Origin of the sequence: Mycolicibacterium phocaicum (assembly GCF_010731115.1) — a bacterium.
In the GTDB taxonomy this organism is placed as follows: Bacteria; Actinomycetota; Actinomycetes; order Mycobacteriales; family Mycobacteriaceae; genus Mycobacterium; species Mycobacterium phocaicum.
Map to the genome: position 1 here is coordinate 4,814,549 of NZ_AP022616.1, position 20,402 is coordinate 4,834,950.

Genomic DNA, 20,402 nt, shown 5'->3' on the forward strand with positions numbered 1-20,402 from the left:
TCGTCGTCACGGTGGGGGCGCGACGGCCGACCACGGCACCGTCAGGACGCCGTCACGCAACCGGCGCCGCGGCGGCTCCAGCGGTTGACCCTCGGCCACCAGCAGGTCGAGCATCGCCCGCCACCGGACGCGCGGACCGAACACCCCGTGCCCGGCGTTGGTGGCCCAGGCGCGGTCGGCGGCCTGCAGCAGCTGGTGGATCGGCTGACCCGGAACATTGTGGTGGATAAGCACTTTCGGCAGTCGCTCCGCCAGATCGGAGGGCCGTTCGATGGCGAACGGGTCGCACGACAGGGTCAGGCTCACGGGCCCGTTGGCGTCGAGCAGGACCCAGCAGCAGCGCCGGCCCAACTCGTCGCAGGTGCCGTCGACCAGCAGCCCGCCGGGTGCGAGCCGGCCCGTCATCTCCGCCCACGCGGCGGGTACGTCGGCGACGTCGTACTGCCGCAACACATTGAACGCGCGCACCAGAACCGGTGTGTGCCCGGCCAATTCGAAGCCGCCGAGGCCGAATTCGGCGACGTCGCCGGCCAGCTCCCGGGCCAGCCGCACCCGGTCCGGGTGAATCTCCAGGCCTACCACTCGCACGTCGGCCCGGACGGTGCGCAGCCGGGACGCCAGTTCCACGGTGGTCACCGGAAGCGCGCCGTAGCCGAGGTCGACGACCACGGGATCCGGCGCGGCGCGCAGCAGCGCCCGCACGCGCGGCGAGTGGACGAGCCAGCGGTCGCTGCGCCGCAGGCGGTTGTATCCCGTTGTGCCACGCGTCGGCTGGCCGACAGGAGTGCCCTGTGACCGGCCGACGGGCGAGTTCATGGGCCGAGTTTATGGCCCTGCCGAGGCGGTCGAAGCTGCCGACGGCGCCGGGCCTACCGGCGGGCGGCGATCCAGTCGCTGGTGAATTTCTGCTCCAACTCGATCAGATAGCCGAGTTGCTGCCCCAGCATCGCCTCGAGCTTGCCGCCGACCAGCGGGATGCGGACCTCGACGTGCGCCGAGAAGTTCAGCCGCGCAACGTCTCCCGTGGCGGTCAGGACACCCCTGCCGGTGATGGTCGCCGGCGCGCCGGGGACGCGGCTGCGCACCGTCCCGACGGCACGCCCGTCGGCGAGTGGACCCCAGTGCTCTTCGCGGACCAGGCTGAGGTCACCGAAGTGGAATTGGGTGACGATGCTGGGCAGGCCGGCGGCGCGCATGGTCTGCGTGGTGGTGATGTCCGTGCCGCCGTGGCCGTCCTCGGCGAACGAGTCGAGGGTCGACACGTCGGCGCGGCCCTCTGCCAGCCGGTCCAGCCAGTAATCCTTGCTGCAGAACGCGCTGTGCACCTGCGCCACAGTCCCGAGGTATTCGGCAACCATGTCGAAAGAGCGGGCCATACTCGGCCACGCTACCGTTAGCGGCCGTGGTCAGTTCGGATATCGGGGGCGCGGCGGTCGACTATGACGTGCCGCTGGCACCCCTGACCTCGTTCCGCGTCGGACCGGTGGCAGCCCGTCTGATCACCTGCGATACCACCGCCAAGGTGGTCGGCGCGCTCACCGCGTTGCGGGACGGCCCGGGGCCGCTGCTGGTCCTGGCGGGCGGGTCGAATGTGCTGGTCTCGGACGACATGGTTGATTTGACCGTGGTGTTGCTGGCGAACACCGAGATCACCGTCGAGGGCAACGTGGTGCGGGCCGAGGCCGGCGCGCTGTGGGACGACGTCGTCGTGGCCTCGTTGGCGCACGGGCTCGGTGGCCTGGAATGCCTGTCCGGGATCCCGGGCTCGGCCGGGGCGACGCCGGTGCAGAACGTCGGGGCCTACGGTGCCGAGGTCGCCGACACCATCAGCCGGGTCCGGCTGTTCGACCGTGAGACGGGTGCCGACAGCTGGGTGAGTCCCGAGACGCTGGATTTCGGCTACCGGCACAGCGTGCTGAAGAACTCCGACCAGGCCGTCGTGCTCGAGGTGGAGTTCACGCTGAACCCGGACGGTCTCAGTGCCCCGCTGCGGTACGGCGAACTGGCGTCGCGGCTCGGCGCCGAGGCGGGCACGCGCGTCGACGCGCTGGCGGTCCGCGACGCGGTGCTGGCGTTGCGGCGCGGCAAGGGCATGGTGTCCGACCCCGCCGACCATGACACCTGGAGCGCCGGCTCGTTCTTCACCAACCCGGTCGTCCCGCACGACGTCTTCGAACGCATCCGCGACGCCACCGCCGGTCCCGTGCCCAATTACCCGGCGCCGAACGGGGTCAAGCTGGCGGCCGGCTGGCTCGTGGAACAGGCCGGTTTCGGCAAGGGATACCCGGGTGACGGCGCTGCGGCCCGGCTCTCGACCAAGCATGCGCTGGCCCTGACGAACCGGGGCTTTGCTGGCAGCGCTGACGTATTAGCGCTGGCCAGGACGGTTCGGGACGGCGTCAAGGCCGCTTTCGGGATAGATCTCACACCGGAACCGTGCTTAATCGGCTGTTCGCTGTAGGTAAATTCATTCCTGTGAGTGTGAACCGGCGACAGATGCTGACCGCGATTGCCGTCGGCACTTCCGGCGTGCTCGCCGCGTGCTCGGATGGATCTGGCAGTTCAACGTCCTCGGCCCCCGCCAAAGAGACCGCGGCGCCCGTCATCACCTACCGGCCCGCCAACGGCGCCACCGACGTGGTGCCGACCAGCAGCATCGGCGTCGACGTCACCGACGGCTGGTTCCAGAAGCTGACTCTGACCAACGGCGACGGCAAGGTCGTCGCCGCGGTGTTCAACAAGGACCGCACGTCGTTCAACGCCGCCGAGCCCCTCGGCTTCGGCGCGACGTACACGTTCACCGGTTCGGCCGTCGGCCGGGACGGCAAGGCCGTGCCGGTGTCCGCGACGTTCACGACCGTCAACCCGACCAAGCAGGTCAACGGCCAGTTCCAGCTCGCAGACGGACAGACCGTCGGGGTGGCGGCGCCGATCATCCTGCAGTTCGACTCGTCGATAAGCGACAAGGCCTCGGTCGAGCGCAACGTCAAGGTCGTCACCGACCCGCCCGTCGAGGGCAGTTGGGCCTGGCTGCCCGACGAGCGCGAGGGTGCGCGCATGCACTGGCGTCCCCGCGAGTACTACCCGCCGGGCACCAAGGTCAGCGTCTCGGCGAAGTTGTACGGCGTCCCGTTCGGCGACGACGCCTACGGCGCGCAGGACAGCACGCTGGAGATCACCATCGGCCGGCGCCAGGTCGTCAAGGCCGACGCGACCAGCCACCGCATCCAGGTCATCACCGACGGCGGCGTGCTCTTCGACTTCCCGTGCAGCTACGGCGAGGCCGACAAGCCGCGCAACGTGACGCGCAGCGGCACCCACGTCGTCACCGAGAAGTACGCGGACTTCTGGATGTCCAACCCGGCCGCCGGGTACTCGAACGTCCACGAACGCTGGGCCGTGCGCATCTCCAACAACGGCGAGTTCATCCACGCCAACCCGGCCAGCTCGGGCGCGCAGGGCAACACCAACGTCACCAACGGCTGTATCAACCTGTCGACCGACAACGCCCAGCAGTACTTCCAGACCGCCATCTACGGCGATCCGGTCGAGGTGACGGGCACGTCGATCCAGCTGTCGTACGCCGACGGCGACATCTGGGACTGGGCCGTCGACTGGGCCACCTGGGTGTCGATGTCGGCGCTGCCGCCGGCCAATGCCGCGCCGCCGGAGACGTCCATCCCGCAGAGTGCGCCGGCCACCCCGACCGACGCCCCGACCTATTCGGGTACGCCGACGACCACGACGACACCGCCGCCGACAGGTCCGGCCACCACGTCGACCACTCCGTCGACGTCGTCGTCCACCTCGACGACGACCTCGACGGCGGTGTCGACCGCGACTTCGACCGCGCCAGCCCCGACGACTACTGCGGCCGGCGGTTAAAGCGGCTGGCGGACGCCTGGTCGCGCGGCCGCATGACGATCTGGTCCAGATCGACGTGCGGCGGCCGTGACGCCACGAAACCGATGACCTCGGCGACGTCCTCGGCGACCAGAGGCGTGATGCCCTGATACACCGCGTCGGCGCGCTCGGCATCCCCGCCGAACCGCACGAGCGAGAACTCCGTCTCCACGGCGCCCGGCGCAATCTCGGTGAGCCGCACCGGTTTTCCCAACAATTCACCGCGCAGCGTGCGGTGCAGTGCGCCCTGGCCGTGCTTGGCGGCGATGTACCCGGCGCCGTTGTCGTACGTCTCCAGCGCCGCGGTCGACGTGACGGTGACGACCAGTCCGTCGCCCGATGCGATCAGTGCGGGCAGCAGCGCCCGCGTGACGCGCAGAGTGCCCAGCACGTTCGTCTGCCACATCCAGTCCCAGTGCTCCAGATCGGCCTCGGCGACGGGCGCCAGGCCCTTGGCGCCGCCGGCGTTGTTGACCAGTACGTGCACCGGTCCCAGGGCCGCGACCTGGGCCGCAAAAGCATCCACCGACGCCTGGTCGGTGACGTCTGTCACAACGGCGGTGCCACCGATCTCGGCTGCGAGCGCGGTGATCCGATCCGCGCGGCGGGCCGCGCACACGACGTGAAAGCCAAGGCCGGCAAGGGTTTTCGCGGTGGCGGCGCCGATTCCGGAGCTGGCGCCGGTGACCACCGCGACGCGCACGGAGCGTTCTTCAGCTGACATGTGACCGACCTTAGTCACTGGTCGCACGCTTCATCGCGATCGTTGTGCTGCGCCGCAGGCGTGCTAAGTTCCTCTCGTGATCATCAGTCAGGCATCCGGCGTCGCTGTGCGGCGTTCGTGTTGTTGTTGTCGCGCTTCGCGCTGCGCCTGACTCACGACACGGATCTCTTCGTCCTAGCTGTCGGCAGGTGTGGCCTCAGGACCCACCAGCCCGACTTCTTCCCTAGGACACCCAAATGCCTGCTTCCGTTTCCACCGTTTCTGCCCCCTCCGGCGTCCGCTCTGCCGCACACGCCAAGCGCACCCTCCTGGCTCGGCACCACATCGTCGCGCCGTCGCTGCGGGTCGCCGACGCCGCCGCCGGCTCGGTCTTCAGTGCGGCGCGGCTGCGCGGCCCCATCGCCCGGGACGTGATCGCGCAGGCCACCGGGCTCAGCATCGCCACGGTGAACCGGAAGGTCACCGCCTTGCTGGACGCCGGGATGCTGCGTGAGCGGGCCGACCTCGCCGTCGCCGGCGCCATCGGCCGGCCGCGCGTCCCCGTCGAGGTCAACCACGAACCGTTCCTCACCCTGGGCCTGCACGTCGGCGCCCGGACCACCGCGATCGTCGCGACCGACCTCTTCGGCCGCACCCTCGACGTGGTCGAGACGCCCACGCCGCGCGGCGACCAGAACGCCGCGCTGGCATCGCTGGCCGGCAGCGCGCAGCGTTACCTGAGCCGCTGGCACCGGCGCCGCCCGCTGTGGGTCGGGGTCGCCTCCGGTGGTGTGGTGGACAGCGCCACCGGTCACGTCGACCACCCGCGCCTCGGCTGGGTCGACGCGCCCGTCGGCCCGGTGCTGGCCCAGACCCTCGGCCTGCCGGTGTCGCTGGCGTCGCACGTCGACGCGATGGCCGGCGCCGAACTGCTGCTGGGTGCGCGCCGCTCGGCGGCCGCGGCCGAGTCCGCCACCAGCCTTTACGTGTACGCCCGCGAGACCGTCGGCTACGCGCTGTCGATCGGCGGCAAGGTCCACTCGCCGGCCAGCGGCCCGGGCACCATCTCGGGACTGCCCGCGCAGTCGGAGCTGCTCGGCGGTACCGGCCGGCTCGAGACCACCGTCAGCGACGAGGCCGTGCTGGCCGCCGCCCGCAAGCAGCGGATCGTGCCGGCCGACGGACCGGCGTCGACCATCTCCACGGTGCTGCGCGCGGCGCGGTCCGGCAATGCCGCGGCCGTCGAGCTGCTGGCCGAGCGGGCCCGCGTCCTGGGTGGTGCGGTGGCGCTGCTGCGCGACCTGCTGAACCCCGATGACCTGGTCGTCGGCGGTCAGGCGTTCTCCGAGTACCCCGAGGGTCTCCCGCTGGTCGAGCAGGCGTTCGCGGAGCGAACGGTGTTGGGTGTCAGGGACATTCGCGTCACGACGTTCGGCAATCGGGTGCAGGAAGCCGGTGCGGGCGTGGTGTCCCTCGGTGGGCTGTACGCCGACCCGATCGGTGCCATGCGCCGCGCGCTGCGCGCCGCCTAGCCACCTCCCGCGCCGGCCTAGCCTTCTCCCGCGAGCGGCCGTGTCTGCGCGCCGACACGCCGTGTCAGCCGTGCATTCTGCGGCCGCTCGCGGGTTTCGAGCGGCCCCAAATTGCCCAGCTCTGACCACCGGACGGCGGGCAGTCCGAGCGACGGTGTAAGGATGGAGGGCGTGCGTGTCGCCGTCCTGTCGGTCCATACCTCGCCGCTGGCCCAACCGGGCACCGGCGATGCCGGCGGTATGAACGTCTACGTCCTGCAGAGTGCGCTCGAGTTGGCCCGCCGCGGCGTCGAGGTGGAAATCTTCACCCGGGCCACGTCGTCGACCGACGCCCCGGTGGTTCGGGTGGCCCCCGGCGTCCTGGTGCGCAACATCGTCGCCGGCCCGTTCGAGGGACTGGACAAGTACGACCTGCCGACGCAGCTGTGTGCCTTCACCGCGGGTGTCCTGCGCGTCGAGGCGAACCACGAGCCGGGTTACTACGACATCGTGCACTCGCACTACTGGCTGTCCGGGCAGGTGGGCTGGCTGGCCTCGGACCGGTGGGCGGTGCCCCTGGTACACACCGCGCACACCTGGGCCGCGGTGAAGAACCTGTCGCTCGCGGACGGCGACACCCCGGAGCCGGCGCTGCGCGCCGTCGGCGAGCAGCAGGTGGTCGACGCCGCCGACCGGCTCATCGTCAACACCGAAGACGAAGCGCAGCAACTGGTTTCGCTGCACCACGCGGACCCGGCCCGCATCGATGTGGCGTATCCCGGCGTCGACCTGAAGACGTTCACGCCGGGTGACAAGGCCGAAGCCCGTGCGGCACTGGGTCTTTCGCTCGACGAGCAGGTGGTCGCCTTCGTCGGCCGCATCCAGCCGCTGAAGGCTCCCGACGTGCTGTTGCGCGCGGCGGCCAAGCTGCCCGACGTGCGTGTCGTGGTCGCCGGGGGTCCGTCGGGCAGTGGCCTGGCCGTACCCGACGGTCTGGTTTCCCTCGCCGACGAGCTGGGTATCACCGACCGTGTGACATTCCTGCCACCGCAGTCCCGTGACCAGCTGGTGAACGTCTACCGGGCCGCGGATCTCGTTGCGGTACCGAGCTATTCGGAGTCGTTCGGCCTGGTTGCGGTCGAGGCCCAGGCCTGTGGAACGCCGGTGGTGGCCGCCGCGGTGGGCGGGCTGCCCGTCGCGGTGCGCGACGGCGTGAGCGGCGTTCTGGTGCAAGGCCACGATCCGGTCGACTGGGCCAACGCGATCGGGCGGACGCTGGAAATGGGGCCGGAGTCGTTGGCCGAGGGCGCTTTGCAACACGCCGCGACCTTCTCGTGGGCGCACACCGTGGACGCGCTGCTGGCCGGCTACACGCGGGCGATCGCCGACTACCGCGGCCGTCGCCCCCGACGTGACGCCGCGGCACGCCGCAGCCGCCGGTTCCTGATCCGCCGGGGCGTGCGCGCATGACGACCGCGGCGACGGTCACCCAGTTGATCGAAGACACCCTGCGCGCACACGAACTCGACTTCTCCCACCATGACGGGGGAGTGGGCGGGCGGCCGGGCATCGTCGTGGCGCTGCCCGGCGAGCGCCGGCTGACCACCAACACCCTGCTCAGTGTCGGCGAGCACGGCGTGCGGCTGGAGGCGTTCGTCTGTCGCAAGCCCGACGAGAACTTCGAGGGCGTCTACAAGTACCTGCTGCGCCGCAACCGGCGGCTGTACGGCATGGCCTACACGCTGGACAACATCGGCGACATCTACCTGATCGGCCGGATGGCGCTGCACGCGGTGACGCCCGACGAGATCGACCGCCTGATGGGCCAGGTGATCGAGGCCGTCGACTTCGACTTCAACACGCTGCTCGAACTGGGCTTCCGCTCGTCGATCGAGAAAGAGTGGAAGTGGCGACTGTCCCGCGGGGAGTCGCTGAAGAACCTCAAGGCGTTCGAGCACCTGCGTCCGGAATAGACCGACGTTCTGCGCCGAGATTGACGTAATGGTCGTTTGTGGCCGCTGAAACCAGCCATAACGTCAATCTCGACGGGGCTTGGAGCCCATTGGTGTCCGTACACGTCTAAACAGGCATGCGAACTCCATTCAAGGGCAGCGACGCTCTCGAATCTGGTCATCTCACCCGGGCGCGGTTACGCAGCCGCTACCAGCCGATTCTTCGTGGCGTCTACTTGCCGCGCGGTCACGATGTGGCCCTGCGGGATCGTATTCGCGGCGCTGCACTCGCCGTGCCGAACGGTGTCATCGGCGGGGTTGCGGCGTCCGCGCTGTATCGCGCCAAATGGGTCGACGACGACATCCCGATCGATGTCTTCGGCGCTTGCCGTCGTCAGGACGGCCTCGTCATCCGTCGTGACGTCCTGCCTGATGACGAGGTGACCACGATCAACGGCATCCGCGTGACAACGCGTTCCCGGACCGCATTCGACCTTGCGCGAAACCTGTCCCGAGATGACGGGGTGGCGAGGCTCGATGCCTTGATGAATGCGGCGCCGTTTGAGCTGGATGAGGTGTTTCTACTTGCGAAGCGTCATCGCGGAGCACGCGGGTTGGTTGCACTGCGCAAGGCGCTGCCGCTGGTTGACGGTGGCGCTGAGTCCCCGCCAGAATCTCGCCTGCGGTTGCTGTTCACCGATGCTGGCTTGCCAAGGCCTACAACGCAATACGTGGTCTACAACGAGTTCGGGCAGTACGTGCGACGCATCGACATGGTCTGGGAAGAGTTCAAGGTGGGCGCCGAGTACGACGGCCAGCAACACCTCACGGAGCGACGTCAATACGCGATGGATGTCTGGGTCAACCGAGAGTTGCAGCGGATGAAATGGCACGTCACCCACGTGATCAAGGAAGACAACGGCGGCGCGATAGTGCGCGATGTCCGTCGGGCACTGTTGGAACGCGGGTGGTCGGGCCGGCTTTAGGTCGCGAGTCGCCGAGTTTGACGTAATGGTGGCTCGCGGGCCCGAAAACCAGCCATAACGTCAATCTCGACGAGCAACGAGGTGCGGCGAGAGCCAAAAACCCGCACGTGAGAAGATCAGCCGATGCCGACCTTGATCCTGCTGCGTCACGGCGAGAGCCAGTGGAACGAGAAGAACCTGTTCACCGGTTGGGTCGACGTCGACCTCACCGACAAGGGCCGGGCCGAAGCCGTTCGCGGCGGAAAGCTGCTGGTCGAGCAGGGTGTGCTGCCGGACGTGCTCTACACGTCGCTGCTGCGCCGGGCGATCACCACCGCCAACCTGGCGCTGGACGCCGCCGACCGGCACTGGATTCCCGTGCACCGCGACTGGCGCCTCAACGAGCGGCACTACGGCGCGCTGCAGGGCCTCGACAAGGCCGAGACCCTGGCCAAGTACGGCCAGGACCAGTTCATGTCGTGGCGCCGCAGCTACGACACCCCGCCGCCCCCGATCGAGAAGGGCAGCACCTACAGCCAGGACGGCGACCCGCGGTACGCCGGCATCGACGCGCCGCTGACCGAATGCCTCGCCGACGTCGTCAAGCGGTTCGTGCCGTACTTCGAGCAGACCATCGCGGCCGACCTCAAAGCCGGCAAGACCGTGCTGATCGCCGCGCACGGCAACTCGCTGCGGGCGCTGGTGAAGTACCTGGACGGCATGTCCGACGACGAGATCACCGGCCTGAACATCCCGACGGGCATCCCGCTGCGCTACGAACTGGACGAAAATCTGAAGCCGACGGTGCCCGGCGGCGAGTACCTGGACCCCGAGGCCGCGGCCGCGGGTGCCGCCGCTGTCGCCGCGCAGGGCGCCAAACAGCACTGACGTCGCGAACAGCCGGTGAACTGCGGTTAACACCAGTGAAACACCTGGATTTGTACGTGTGACTTGTACCGATCTGGCCGCTCGCTGCTGGGATGACGTTCACCTGATGCGTACGATTTGCCCGTGAGCTTGTCGTACGCGCTGCCTCTGGTGGCCGCCACGGCGCTGCTCGCGTTGGCTCTGGGCATCGCGATCGGCATGCGCTGGGTGCCGCGGCTGAACGAGCGCCGCGAGCGCCGCACTGCCGAGCAGTCCGGCCTGACGGTGTCGGAGATGTTCGCGCACATCGTGTCCATGTCCCCGCTGGGGATGGCGGTCGTCGACACCTACCGTGACGTCGTCTACACCAACTCCCTGGCCCGTGACCTCGGCCTGGTGCGCGACCGGCTGCTCGACGACCGGGCCTGGGAGGCCGCGCAGCGCACGCTGGCCACCGGCGAGGACGTTGAGTTCGACCTGTCGCCGGCCAAACGCGCCACCCCGGGCCGCTCCCGGCTGGCGGTGCGGGGCCTGGCGCGTCAGCTGACGGAGGAGGACGGCCGCTTCGCGGTGGTCTACGTCAACGACCAGTCCGAACAGGCCCGCATGGAGGCCAGCCGCCGCGACTTCGTCGCCAACGTCAGCCATGAGCTCAAGACGCCGGTCGGCGCCATGGGGCTGCTGGCCGAGGCGCTGCTGGCGTCGTCCGAGGACCAGGACATGGTCAACCGGTTCGCCGAGAAGATCGTCACCGAATCGAACCGGCTGGCCAACATGGTCGGTGAACTGATCGAACTGTCCCGGCTGCAGGGCGCCGAGCCACTGCCGCACCTCGATGCGGTGGACGTGGATTCCGTTGTCGCCGAGGTGGTTTCCCGGCACAAGGTGGCCGCCGACAACGCCGACATCGCGATCACGACGGACGCGCCCCGGGGCTACCAGGTGCTGGGCAGCGAGACGCTGCTGGCGACGGCGCTCGCGAACCTGGTGTCCAACGCAATCTCCTACTCGCCCAAGGGTTCCCAGGTGTCGATCAGTCGGCGCCGCTACGACGACAACATCGAGATCGCGGTGACCGACCGCGGCATCGGTATCGAAAAAGCCGACCAGGAACGGGTTTTCGAACGATTCTTCCGTGTCGACAAGGCGCGGTCCCGGGCCACCGGCGGCACCGGGCTGGGGTTGGCCATCGTCAAACACGTTGCGGCCAACCACAACGGAACCATCCGGCTGTGGAGTCAGCCGGGAACCGGATCGACGTTCACGTTGTCGATTCCGGCCTATCTCGACTCGGACGACGTGGATGTCGACGAGGGAGACGACCACTCATTGCCATCACAAGGAGGGCGACCGAACCAATGACCAGTGTGCTGATCGTGGAGGACGAGGAGTCCCTGGCCGATCCCTTGGCGTTCCTGTTGCGCAAGGAGGGTTTCGAAGCCACCGTCGTGACCGATGGTCCGTCGGCGTTGGCCGAGTTCGACCGGGCCGGCGCCGACATCGTGCTCCTGGACCTGATGCTGCCCGGGATGAGCGGCACCGACGTCTGTAAGCAGTTGCGCTCGCGGTCGGGCGTGCCGGTCATCATGGTGACCGCGCGGGACAGCGAGATCGACAAGGTCGTCGGCCTGGAACTCGGCGCCGACGACTACGTCACCAAGCCGTACTCGGCCCGCGAGCTCATCGCCCGCATCCGCGCCGTGCTGCGCCGCGGTGGCGAGGCCGACGACGCCGTCGGCGCCGACGGGGTGCTGGAGGCCGGTCCGGTCCGCATGGACGTCGAGCGGCACATCGTGTCCGTCAACGGCGACGCCATCACGCTGCCGCTCAAGGAGTTCGACCTGCTCGAATACCTGATGCGCAACAGCGGGCGGGTGCTGACGCGTGGCCAGTTGATCGACCGGGTCTGGGGTGCCGACTACGTCGGTGACACCAAGACCCTCGACGTCCACGTGAAGCGGCTGCGCTCCAAGATCGAGGCCGACCCGGCCAACCCGGTGCACCTCGTCACCGTCCGCGGGCTGGGCTACAAGCTCGAGGGCTAGTTCCCCTCCGGTTACTTCTTCTCGGCAGCCGTCGTTGCCGGGTGGACGGCGATGAGCCCCAGCCCGGCCCGGCGCTTGCACAGCGCGGCCAGCTCGGCGTACACCTTCGCACCGAGCAGTTCGGTTAGTTCGGGCCCGTAGGACTCCCACACGGGCCGGGCGCCGACGTGCGCGGCCGGGTCGCCGGTGCAGTACCAGACCAGGTCGTGGCCGCCCTCGCCCCAGCCGCGCCGGTCGTATTCGGTGACGACGGTCCGCAGGATCTCGGTGCCGTCCGGCCGCGTCACCCAGTCCTGCGTGCGGCGGATCGGCAGCTGCCAGCAGACCTCGGGCTTCATGGTCAGCGGCTCGACGCCGAGTTTGAGGGCCTTGCTGTGCAGGGCGCAGCCGATGCCGCCGGCGAAACCGGGCCGGTTCAGAAAGATGCACGCGCCCTTGTACTTGCGGGTCCGCAGGTTGGGCTTGTCGTCGTACTCGTCCATCTCGAGGTAGCCCTTGCGGCCCAGGCCCTTCTCCCGGAACTGCCAGTCCTCGTCGGTCAGCAGCTTGACCGACTCCTCGAGCTGCGCGACGTCGTCGTCATCGGCCATGAAGGCGCCGTGGCTGCAGCAGCCGTCGTCGGGCCGGCCCTCGACGGTGCCCTGGCACGCCGGCGTCCCGAAGACGCAGGTCCATTTCGACAGCAGCCACGTCATGTCCGCGGCGATCAGATGCTCCGGATTGTCGGGGTCGAAGAACTCCACCCACTCGCGGGCAAAGTCCAGTCCCACCTCGTGGGAACCGGGCTTCGAAGGCTCGCCGGGACTGATCTGCGATGCGGTCACAGCACGCAACCGTAGACCCGTTACCGTGGTTTCCGTGCGATTGGGCGTCCTCGACGTGGGCAGTAACACCGTTCATCTATTGGTGGTCGACGCGCGCCGTGGCGGGCACCCGACCCCGATGAGTTCGACCAAGGCCTCACTGCGCCTTGCCGAGGCGATCGATGACACCGGCAAATTGACCCGCAAGGGCGCCGACAGCCTCGTCGCGACCGTCGACGAGTTCGCCAAGATCGCCACCAGCTCGGGGTGCGCGGAGTTTATGGCGTTCGCCACATCTGCGGTCCGGGATGCCACCAACTCCGAGGCGGTGCTGGCGCGGGTGCGGGCCGAGACCGGCGTCCAGCTGCAGGTCCTGTCGGGGGTCGACGAATCGCGGCTCACCTTCCTGGCGGTGCGCCGCTGGTACGGCTGGAGCGCGGGCCGCATCATCAACCTCGACATCGGTGGCGGCTCGCTGGAGCTGTCGGGCGGCATCGACGAAGAACCCGATGTCGCACTGTCGATGCCGCTGGGTGCGGGCCGTTTGACGCGCGAATGGCTGCAGGAGGATCCGCCCGGCCGCCGGCGCGTGGCGGTGCTGCGCGACTGGCTGGACAACGAGATCTCCGCCTCGGCCGCCAAGGTGCTCGCGGCCGGTACCCCGGAGCTCGCGGTCGCGACGTCGAAGACCTTCCGGTCGCTGGCCCGGCTCACCGGTGCGGCGCCGTCGGGCGCCGGACCGCGCGTGAAGCGCACATTGACCGCCGCCGGCCTCAGACAGCTCATATCTTTCATCTCTAGGATGACCACGGCCGACAGAGCCGAGTTGGAAGGGGTGAGTGCCGACCGCGCGCCACAGATCGTGGCCGGTGCGTTGGTGGCCGAGGCGACCATGCGAGCGCTGTCGCTCGACGCGGTGGACATCTGCCCGTGGGCGTTGCGGGAGGGTGTCATTCTGCGGAAACTCGACAGCGAAGCCGATGGAACCGACTTGGTGGAAACGTTCGCGGGATTGGCTCCCGCCAAAGGCGAGACACGATGACAGATTCAGACGACTTCTCGGCGACGCGACCGATCTCGGTCGCCGAGCTGCTGGCCAAGAACGGCACCATCGGTGCGCCGCCGGTCGGTGGCCGCCGGCGCCGCCGGCGGGGGAACAGCGACGCGGTGACCGTCGCCGAACTGACCGGCGAAATCCCGATCATCCGGCCGGAGACGCTGCACGCAGAGCCGGCTGAGGCCCCGGCTGAGCCGGCGCCTGAGCCCGAGCCCGAGTCCGTGGCGGCGCCGGTCGCCGAGCCGGAGCCGGAAGCCGCTGTCGAGGAGGCGGCTGTCGCCGTCGAGGACGAGACCCCGTCCGCGGCCGACGAGATGGAGCCCGACGACACCGGCGCCCACTACGTCGTCGACGACGAGATGCTGCACACCGACATCGTCGAGCCCGCGCCCGCCGATGCCGCGGTCGACGACTACGAGGACCACCTGCGCCGTCGCGACGCCGAGGCCGACCCGCTGGAGTTCGTGGCGCCGTCGCGCAAGCCCGCCTTCCGCTGGTCGTTCAAGCCGGTCCGCGGCGCCGAGGAGATGAGCCCCGACCCGGTCGACGAGGACGTGCCGGCCGACGCGGACATCGACGACGATCTGCTCTCGCTCACCGACGCCGAGCCCGTCGCCAAGCTCGACACCGGCGCCGTGCCCGTCGTCGACGACGCCGTGGCGACCGAGGCCGCTCCCGAGCCGCCGCGTCAGCCGTCACGCAATGGCCGCAGCGAGCGCTACGACGCCCTGTTCGGTGGCTTCGCCGCCGACGCGGACACCCGTCGGGAAGAGCTGGTCGCCGACCACGACGTCCACGACGAGGACGTCGACCACGAAGCCATCGACCGCGAGGCCGACCACGACGAAGCCGACCACGAGGACGACGAGAAGTCCGGGTCCGGCCTCCAGCGCGGCGCCTGGGTCGTCGGGCAGAGCCTGCTGGCCGTCGCGTTCGGCGCAGGCATGTTCTTCGCCTTCGACCAGCTGTGGCGCTGGAACCAGATCGTGGCGCTGATGCTGTCGATGCTGGTGATCCTGGGCCTGGTCGCCGGGATCCGGGTGATCCGGAAGGATCACGACCTGGCCAGTACGCTGATCGCGATTCTGGTCGGCGGTCTGGTCACGTTCGGACCCTTGGCACTGCTCTACTCAGCCTGAACCGGAGGCCTGTGCGTCCCGCCATCAAGGTAGGTCTGTCCACCGCGTCGGTCTATCCCTTGCGGACCGAAGCTGCCTTCGAGTACGCCGCCCGCCTCGGCTACGACGGTGTCGAGCTGATGGTGTGGGCCGAGCCCGTCAGCCAGGACATCGACGCCGTCGAGCGGATGTCGCAGCGCTGGGGCGTCCCGGTGCTCAGCGTGCACGCGCCGTGTCTGCTGATCTCGCAGCGCGTGTGGGGCTCCAACCCGATCCCGAAGCTGGAACGCAGCGTGCGGGCCGCCGAACAGCTGGGTGCGCAGACCGTCGTCGTGCATCCGCCGTTCCGGTGGCAGCGCCGGTACGCCGAGGGTTTCTCCGATCAGGTCGCCGAGCTCGAGGCCTCGAGCGACGTGCTGGTCGCGGTCGAGAACATGTTCCCGTTCCGCACCGACCGGTTCTTCGGCACCGGCCAGCCGTCCATCGAGCGGATGCGTAAGCGCGGCGGGGCCCCGGGACCCGGGATCTCGGCGTTCGCGCCGTCCTACGACCCGCTGGACGGCAATCACGCCCACTACACCCTGGACCTGTCGCATTCGGCGACGGCGGGCACCGATGCCGTCGACATGGCGCGGCGCATGGGCAAGGGGCTGGTGCACCTGCATCTGTGCGACGGCAACGGCGCGTCCACCGACGAACACCTGGTGCCCGGGCGCGGCAGCCAGCCGACGGTGCAGATCTGCCAGATGCTGGCGGCCGGTGAGTTCTCCGGGCACGTGATCCTGGAGGTCACCACGTCCGCGGCGCGCAACAACACCGAGCGTGAGGCGCTGCTCGTCGAGTCGCTCGAATTCGCGCGTCGGCACCTGCTGCGCTGACCCGCCGCCGTCCTGGCATGCTGTCGGCGTGGCGAGAATTGCGATCATCGGTGGCGGAAATATCGGCGAGGCCCTGCTGGCGGGGCTGCTGCAGTCAGGGCGGCAGGTCAAGGATCTGGTGGTCGCGGAGGCCTATCCGGCCCGCGCCGCGCAGCTCGCCGAGAAGTACTCCGTCCGGGTCACCGATGTCGCCGATGCCGCGGAGAACGCCGCCTACGTGATCGTGGCCGTGAAGCCCGACGCCGTCGAGGGCGTCGTCGAGACCCTGGCCGACGCGGCCGCGGACGCCGACAGCAGCAGCGTCGAGCAGGTCGTGGTGTCGGTGGCTGCGGGCGTTCCCACGGCCTTCTACGAGGCCAAGCTGCCGGCCGGCTCGCCGGTGGTGCGGGTCATGCCGAATACGCCCATGCTGGTCGGTGCGGGCATCACCGCGCTGTCACGGGGCCGGTACGCGAACGACGCGCAGCTGGCCGAGGTGTCGGAGATCTTCTCCGCCGTCGGCGCGGTGCTGACGGTGCCGGAGAAGCAGATGGACGCGGTTACCGCGGTGTCCGGTTCGGGCCCCGCGTACTTCTTCCTGATGGTGGAGGCGGTCGTCGACGCGGGTGTCGCGGCGGGCCTCCCGCGGCCCGTGGCAACCGAGTTGGCGGCCCAGACGATGGCCGGTGCGGCCGCCATGTTGCTCGACCGGATGACGGAATCCGGCTCTGGCTCCGTGGTCGGTCCGCTCGACACCAGCGCCGCGCAATTGCGGGCCTCGGTGACCTCTCCGGGCGGCACGACCGCCGCTGGTCTGCGGGAACTCGAACGGGGTGGGCTGCGGTCTGCCGTCGCGAGTGCCGTCGAAGCGGCAAAAACACGGTCTGAGCAGCTAAGAATTACATCTGAGTAGTTCTAAGATTTCAGATTGATTACCCCACACCCGTCGCAATAACCACATTGGCCACGCTATTCTCCTTCTCGTAAGCACGCGTTGGTGCCAGCGGAGGGGAAGCCGCTGGAGCTGGCCGTGCCTGATTGATTGGGTTGCGATGACGTCTATGAACGGGCCATCGGCGCGTGACGGTGGCGATCAGCCACGAACGCAGTTCCTGACTGTTGCCGAGGTTGCGAGCCTTATGCGGGTCAGCAAGATGACGGTATACCGGCTGGTACACAACGGGGAGTTGCCCGCGGTGCGTGTCGGCCGCTCATTTCGGGTGCACGCCAAGGCGGTGCACGACCTCCTCGAGTCCTCGTACCACGACGCGGGTTAGTCTCCGCGCGCCCGGCTGAGTGCTGCGCACCTCGCGTGCGCAGCACCGATTCCGCGATTTCGGCGTGCACTGTCTCCCTGACGCGACAGCACGCCGAAATCGCTGCTGAGCGGGCGTATCCAGCAGGCGTTTTCGTGACGGGAAACCCCGCCGGGTAAAGTGGCGGGGTTGGTTTCACACCGATCTTCACGGATCGACGTCTAGTAGCGGAGACTTCAAAGTCTATGGGTTCAGTCATCAAGAAGCGGCGTAAGCGCATGTCGAAGAAGAAGCACCGCAAGCTGCTTCGTCGCACTCGGGTTCAGCGCAGAAAACTCGGTAAGTAGTTCTCAGCGCTCGTTTGCGTCGCCCACTAGGCTGACCAAATGGATGCCGACGGACGCCCCGGAAGCCGGCCCACAACGCCGGGCGGAAGCGATTCCGGCCCGGACATCCCCGAGACCCTGCACCACCCCAAGGTGGTGCTGGTCACGGGTGCGTGCCGGTTCCTGGGCGGATATCTGACAGCCAGACTCGCTCAGAACCAGCTCATCGAGCACGTGATCGCGGTCGACGCGATCACGCCGAGCAAGGACATGTTGCGGCGGATGGGCCGCGCGGAGTTCGTCCGCGCGGACATCCGCAATCCCTTCATCGCCAAGGTGATCCGGAACGGCAACGTCGACACCGTCGTCCACGCGGCGGCGGCGTCCTACGTGCCGCAATCCGGTCGCGCTGCGCTCAAAGAGCTCAACGTGATGGGCGCCATGCAGCTGTTCGCGGCCTGTCAGAAGGCACCTTCGGTCCGTCGGGTGATCCTGAAGTCGACATCGGAGATCTACGGGGCCAGTCCGCGTGATCCGGTGATGTTCACCGAGGACAGCAGCGCCCGCCGGCCACCGGGGGAGGGCTTCGCCCGCGACAGCATCGACATCGAGGGCTACGCACGCGGTCTCGCGCGGCGGCGACCCGACATCGCGGTCACCATCCTGCGGCTGGCCAACATGATCGGCCCGGCCATGGACACCGCGCTCTCGCGGTACCTCGCGGGCCCGTTGGTGCCGACCGCCTTCGGGCACGATGCCCGGTTGCAGCTGCTGCACGAGCAGGACGCCCTCGGGGCGCTGGAACGTGCCACCCTGGTGGGACGCGCCGGCACCTTCAACATCGGGGCGTCGGGCGTCATCCTGATGAGCCAGGCCATTCGCCGGTCCGGCCGCATCGGGTTGCCGCTCGCCGGCCCCACCATGTGGGTGCTGGACGCCTGGCGACGGGCGACCGCGGGCGTCGAATTGGACCGCGAACAGTCCGACTACATGCGCTACGGCCGGGTCATGGACACCACGCGGATGACGAGGGAACTTGGCTATACCCCAAAGTGGACGACCATGGAGGCTTTTGACGATTACGTTTCAGGCCGCGCGCTGACGCCCATTATCGACCCAGGATGGGTACGCTCAGTGGAGCGTCGTGCAGTGGCCGCAGCGCAGCGGTGGGGACGCTGATTTCGCAAGTTTTTGATGGTGGGAGATATTGACGTGGCGGGCGAATCTAAAGCCAAAGTCATTCCGCTACATTCGAATTCGACACGCGCTGCTGCGCAGCGGCGGGCGTCGAAACGCGATGCGACGCTGCGACATCCTTCGCTGTTGACCGACCCCGGGACCCGCGCATCTGCCGAGCAGATCGCCGCCGTGGTCCGCGAGATCGACCAGCATCGGTTTGCTGCGTCCGGCGCCCCGGCCGCTGACGAACCCAACGAACTGGCCCAACGTATCGGCGCCGCTTCGGATTTCATTCGCAAGCGCATGACCGGTGATTACCGTGTCGACGAATTCGGATTCGACCCGCATCTCAACAACGCGATGTTTCTTCCTTTGCTGCGAACGCTTTTCAACTCGTGGTTCCGCGTCGAGGTGTCCGGTATCGAGAACCTTCCGGATGACGGCGCCGCGCTGGTCGTGGCAAACCACGCCGGGGTGCTGCCGTTCGACGGGCTGATGACGTCCGTCGCCGTGCACGACAAGCATCCGAAACACCGCGACTTGAGGTTGCTGGCCGCCGACCTCGTCTTCGACCTTCCGGTGGTGGGACAGGCCGCGCGCAAGGCCGGGCACACCATGGCCTGCACCGCCGACGCGCACCGGCTGCTCGAGGCCGGCGAGCTGACCGCCGTGTTCCCCGAGGGGTACAAGGGACTGGGCAAGCCGTTCAAGGACCGGTACAAGCTGCAGCGCTTCGGTCGCGGCGGCTTCGTCTCGGCGGCGCTGCGCTCGGGTGCGCCCATCGTGCCGTGCTCGATCGTCGGCTCCGAGGAGATTTACCCGAAGATCGGCGACGTGAAGCTGCTCGCCCGGCTGCTCGGGCTGCCGTACTTCCCGCTGACGCCGCTGTTCCCGCTCGCCGGACCCATCGGCCTGCTGCCGTTGCCGTCGAAGTGGTACATCCAGTTCGGCGAGCCCATCTCGACGGCCGACTACGACGAGTCCGCCGCCGACGACCCGATGATCACCTTCGAGCTGACCGACCAGGTCCGCGCGACCATTCAGCAGACGCTGTACCAGCTGCTCGCCAATCGCCGCGGCACGTTCCTGTAATCCTGTAGCTCAACTTTCCGCGAGCCGGCCTGGGGGTACCACCCGCTTGCGGGGGAGTTTGTACGCAGACACGCCGCATTACGCGTGCATTTCGGGGCCGCTCGTCGCGCGCGAGGGGCACGTTGATGTGCGCAGTTCACCGCGTGTCGCCGTACAGACACGGCCGCTCGCGGTGAGAGTTTCGGGAGTTAACCCTTTTGTGCCGCAACCATTTTCGCGATGGCCGCGTCGCGGGCCGCGGCGATCTGCGCGCTGACCTCACCGGCTTCGTCGTCGCTCTGCGCCTCGCCCAGCATGGTGACGATGCTCGTCATGATCGGCTCACCGGAGTCGTCGGTGACCTCGGCGCGAATCTCGGCGATCACCGTGCCGTGCGACTCGATCACCGAATCCAGGTACGAGTCGAACCACAGCCGGTCGCCGACCTTGATCGGGCGGTGGAAGATCAGCTTCTGGTCGCGGTGCAGCACGCGCTCCAGGTTGATCGGCACGTCGAACTGGTTGAACAGCTCCAGCTGCACCCGGCGCCCGGCGACGGCGATGAACGTCAGCGACGCGATCAGCGTGTCCGAGCCGCACTCAGCGGCTGCTTCCTCGGAGAAATGGGCCGGGTGCTCGTCCTGGACCGCCTGCGCGAACTCCTTGACCTTCTCGCGGCCGACCTCGAAGTAATCCGGATACCGGAAGTGGGTCCCGATGATGTCGTCCGCAATGCCCATGGCGGCTGAGCTTAGTCTGTGCGCGCCGACGACGACCAAATGGTCGTTG

Annotated in this window: 21 protein-coding genes and 1 pseudogene; 17 read left to right on the forward strand and 5 right to left on the reverse strand. The window is 68.5% G+C overall.

The features are described 5' to 3' along the window. Positions 1–6 precede the first annotated feature (6 nt). Positions 7–816, reverse strand: coding sequence for a class I SAM-dependent methyltransferase (locus tag G6N46_RS23035; RefSeq protein ID WP_138250635.1), 810 nt, complete (start codon positions 814–816; stop codon positions 7–9). A 53-nt stretch (positions 817–869) separates the two neighbouring features. After that, entirely contained in the window at positions 870–1,376 is a 507-nt protein-coding gene (locus tag G6N46_RS23040) for a DUF2505 domain-containing protein (RefSeq protein WP_138250634.1), read from the reverse strand. A gap of 26 nt (positions 1,377–1,402) precedes the next feature. Between G6N46_RS23040 and G6N46_RS23045 the strand changes: the two genes are divergently transcribed. Further along, positions 1,403–2,461 (forward strand): UDP-N-acetylmuramate dehydrogenase, encoded by a 1,059-nt coding sequence (locus tag G6N46_RS23045; RefSeq protein ID WP_138250633.1) that lies wholly within the window; start codon positions 1,403–1,405, stop codon positions 2,459–2,461. A gap of 35 nt (positions 2,462–2,496) precedes the next feature. Continuing rightward, a pseudogene (locus tag G6N46_RS23050) lies at positions 2,497–3,783 on the forward strand (L,D-transpeptidase); the annotation flags it as partial. Between the two features lie 82 nt (positions 3,784–3,865). Here the strand turns inward: G6N46_RS23050 and G6N46_RS23055 are convergent. Beyond that, on the reverse strand, positions 3,866–4,627 hold the full coding sequence (locus tag G6N46_RS23055) for an SDR family NAD(P)-dependent oxidoreductase (protein WP_138250632.1): 762 nt from the start codon (positions 4,625–4,627) through the stop codon (positions 3,866–3,868). 236 nt (positions 4,628–4,863) lie between these two features. Here G6N46_RS23055 and G6N46_RS23060 point away from each other — a divergent pair, with 236 nt between their 5' ends. The 7 genes from G6N46_RS23060 (at position 4,864) to regX (ending at position 11,946) form a co-directional block, all read left to right on the forward strand. Then, the gene (locus G6N46_RS23060; protein ID WP_138250631.1) at positions 4,864–6,138 is read left to right on the forward strand and encodes an ROK family protein; all 1,275 of its coding nucleotides are present in this window, start codon (positions 4,864–4,866) and stop codon (positions 6,136–6,138) included. A gap of 162 nt (positions 6,139–6,300) precedes the next feature. Then, on the forward strand, positions 6,301–7,587 hold the full coding sequence (mshA, locus tag G6N46_RS23065; protein ID WP_138250630.1) for a D-inositol-3-phosphate glycosyltransferase: 1,287 nt from the start codon (positions 6,301–6,303) through the stop codon (positions 7,585–7,587). Then, positions 7,584–8,090: a type III secretion system chaperone family protein gene (locus tag G6N46_RS23070; RefSeq protein WP_138250629.1), complete on the forward strand. Its 507-nt coding sequence runs from the start codon at positions 7,584–7,586 to the stop codon at positions 8,088–8,090. Before mshA ends, G6N46_RS23070 begins: the two co-directional genes overlap by 4 nt. 116 nt (positions 8,091–8,206) lie before the next feature. Beyond that, positions 8,207–9,055 (forward strand): type IV toxin-antitoxin system AbiEi family antitoxin, encoded by an 849-nt coding sequence (locus G6N46_RS23075; RefSeq protein WP_073695381.1) that lies wholly within the window; start codon positions 8,207–8,209, stop codon positions 9,053–9,055. A 123-nt stretch (positions 9,056–9,178) separates the two neighbouring features. Next, positions 9,179–9,922 (forward strand): phosphoglyceromutase, encoded by a 744-nt coding sequence (locus G6N46_RS23080; RefSeq protein ID WP_061001494.1) that lies wholly within the window; start codon positions 9,179–9,181, stop codon positions 9,920–9,922. Between the two features lie 123 nt (positions 9,923–10,045). After that, positions 10,046–11,263, forward strand: coding sequence for a sensor histidine kinase (locus G6N46_RS23085; RefSeq protein WP_073695380.1), 1,218 nt, complete (start codon positions 10,046–10,048; stop codon positions 11,261–11,263). Then, complete coding sequence (gene regX, locus G6N46_RS23090) at positions 11,260–11,946, forward strand: two-component sensory transduction protein RegX (RefSeq protein ID WP_061001482.1); 687 nt, start codon at positions 11,260–11,262, stop codon at positions 11,944–11,946. The genes G6N46_RS23085 and regX overlap by 4 nt, the downstream gene beginning before the upstream one ends. Before the next feature lie 11 nt (positions 11,947–11,957). Here regX and G6N46_RS23095 read toward each other — a convergent pair whose 3' ends face one another. Next, positions 11,958–12,779 (reverse strand): DUF3109 family protein, encoded by an 822-nt coding sequence (locus G6N46_RS23095; protein WP_407665144.1) that lies wholly within the window; start codon positions 12,777–12,779, stop codon positions 11,958–11,960. A gap of 25 nt (positions 12,780–12,804) precedes the next feature. Between G6N46_RS23095 and G6N46_RS23100 the strand changes: the two genes are divergently transcribed. The 8 genes from G6N46_RS23100 to G6N46_RS23135 all read left to right on the forward strand — a co-directional run bounded on the left by G6N46_RS23100 (position 12,805) and on the right by G6N46_RS23135 (position 19,634). Further along, positions 12,805–13,791 carry a Ppx/GppA family phosphatase gene (locus G6N46_RS23100; protein WP_064858693.1) on the forward strand — a complete coding sequence of 329 codons (987 nt, stop codon included), beginning with the start codon at positions 12,805–12,807 and terminating at the stop codon, positions 13,789–13,791. After that, positions 13,788–14,945, forward strand: a complete 1,158-nt coding sequence (locus tag G6N46_RS23105; RefSeq protein ID WP_138250628.1) for an Rv0497 family membrane protein — start codon at positions 13,788–13,790, stop codon at positions 14,943–14,945. The genes G6N46_RS23100 and G6N46_RS23105 overlap by 4 nt, the downstream gene beginning before the upstream one ends. A gap of 11 nt (positions 14,946–14,956) precedes the next feature. After that, positions 14,957–15,802, forward strand: a complete 846-nt coding sequence (locus G6N46_RS23110; protein WP_138250627.1) for a sugar phosphate isomerase/epimerase family protein — start codon at positions 14,957–14,959, stop codon at positions 15,800–15,802. Positions 15,803–15,830: 28 nt separating this feature from the next. Next, entirely contained in the window at positions 15,831–16,694 is an 864-nt protein-coding gene (gene proC, locus G6N46_RS23115) for a pyrroline-5-carboxylate reductase (RefSeq protein WP_138250626.1), read from the forward strand. Positions 16,695–16,833: 139 nt separating this feature from the next. After that, positions 16,834–17,058 (forward strand): cell division/environmental response transcriptional regulator, encoded by a 225-nt coding sequence (locus G6N46_RS23120; RefSeq protein ID WP_029105159.1) that lies wholly within the window; start codon positions 16,834–16,836, stop codon positions 17,056–17,058. A gap of 224 nt (positions 17,059–17,282) precedes the next feature. Then, positions 17,283–17,384, forward strand: a complete 102-nt coding sequence (locus G6N46_RS23125; protein ID WP_003402602.1) for a 30S ribosomal protein bS22 — start codon at positions 17,283–17,285, stop codon at positions 17,382–17,384. Positions 17,385–17,423: 39 nt separating this feature from the next. Then, on the forward strand, positions 17,424–18,542 hold the full coding sequence (locus G6N46_RS23130) for an SDR family oxidoreductase (protein ID WP_061001486.1): 1,119 nt from the start codon (positions 17,424–17,426) through the stop codon (positions 18,540–18,542). Between the two features lie 33 nt (positions 18,543–18,575). Further along, complete coding sequence (locus G6N46_RS23135) at positions 18,576–19,634, forward strand: lysophospholipid acyltransferase family protein (protein WP_138250625.1); 1,059 nt, start codon at positions 18,576–18,578, stop codon at positions 19,632–19,634. A 188-nt stretch (positions 19,635–19,822) separates the two neighbouring features. Here G6N46_RS23135 and G6N46_RS23140 read toward each other — a convergent pair whose 3' ends face one another. Next, positions 19,823–20,353, reverse strand: a complete 531-nt coding sequence (locus G6N46_RS23140; protein WP_135356119.1) for an FAS1-like dehydratase domain-containing protein — start codon at positions 20,351–20,353, stop codon at positions 19,823–19,825. Positions 20,354–20,402 lie beyond the last annotated feature (49 nt).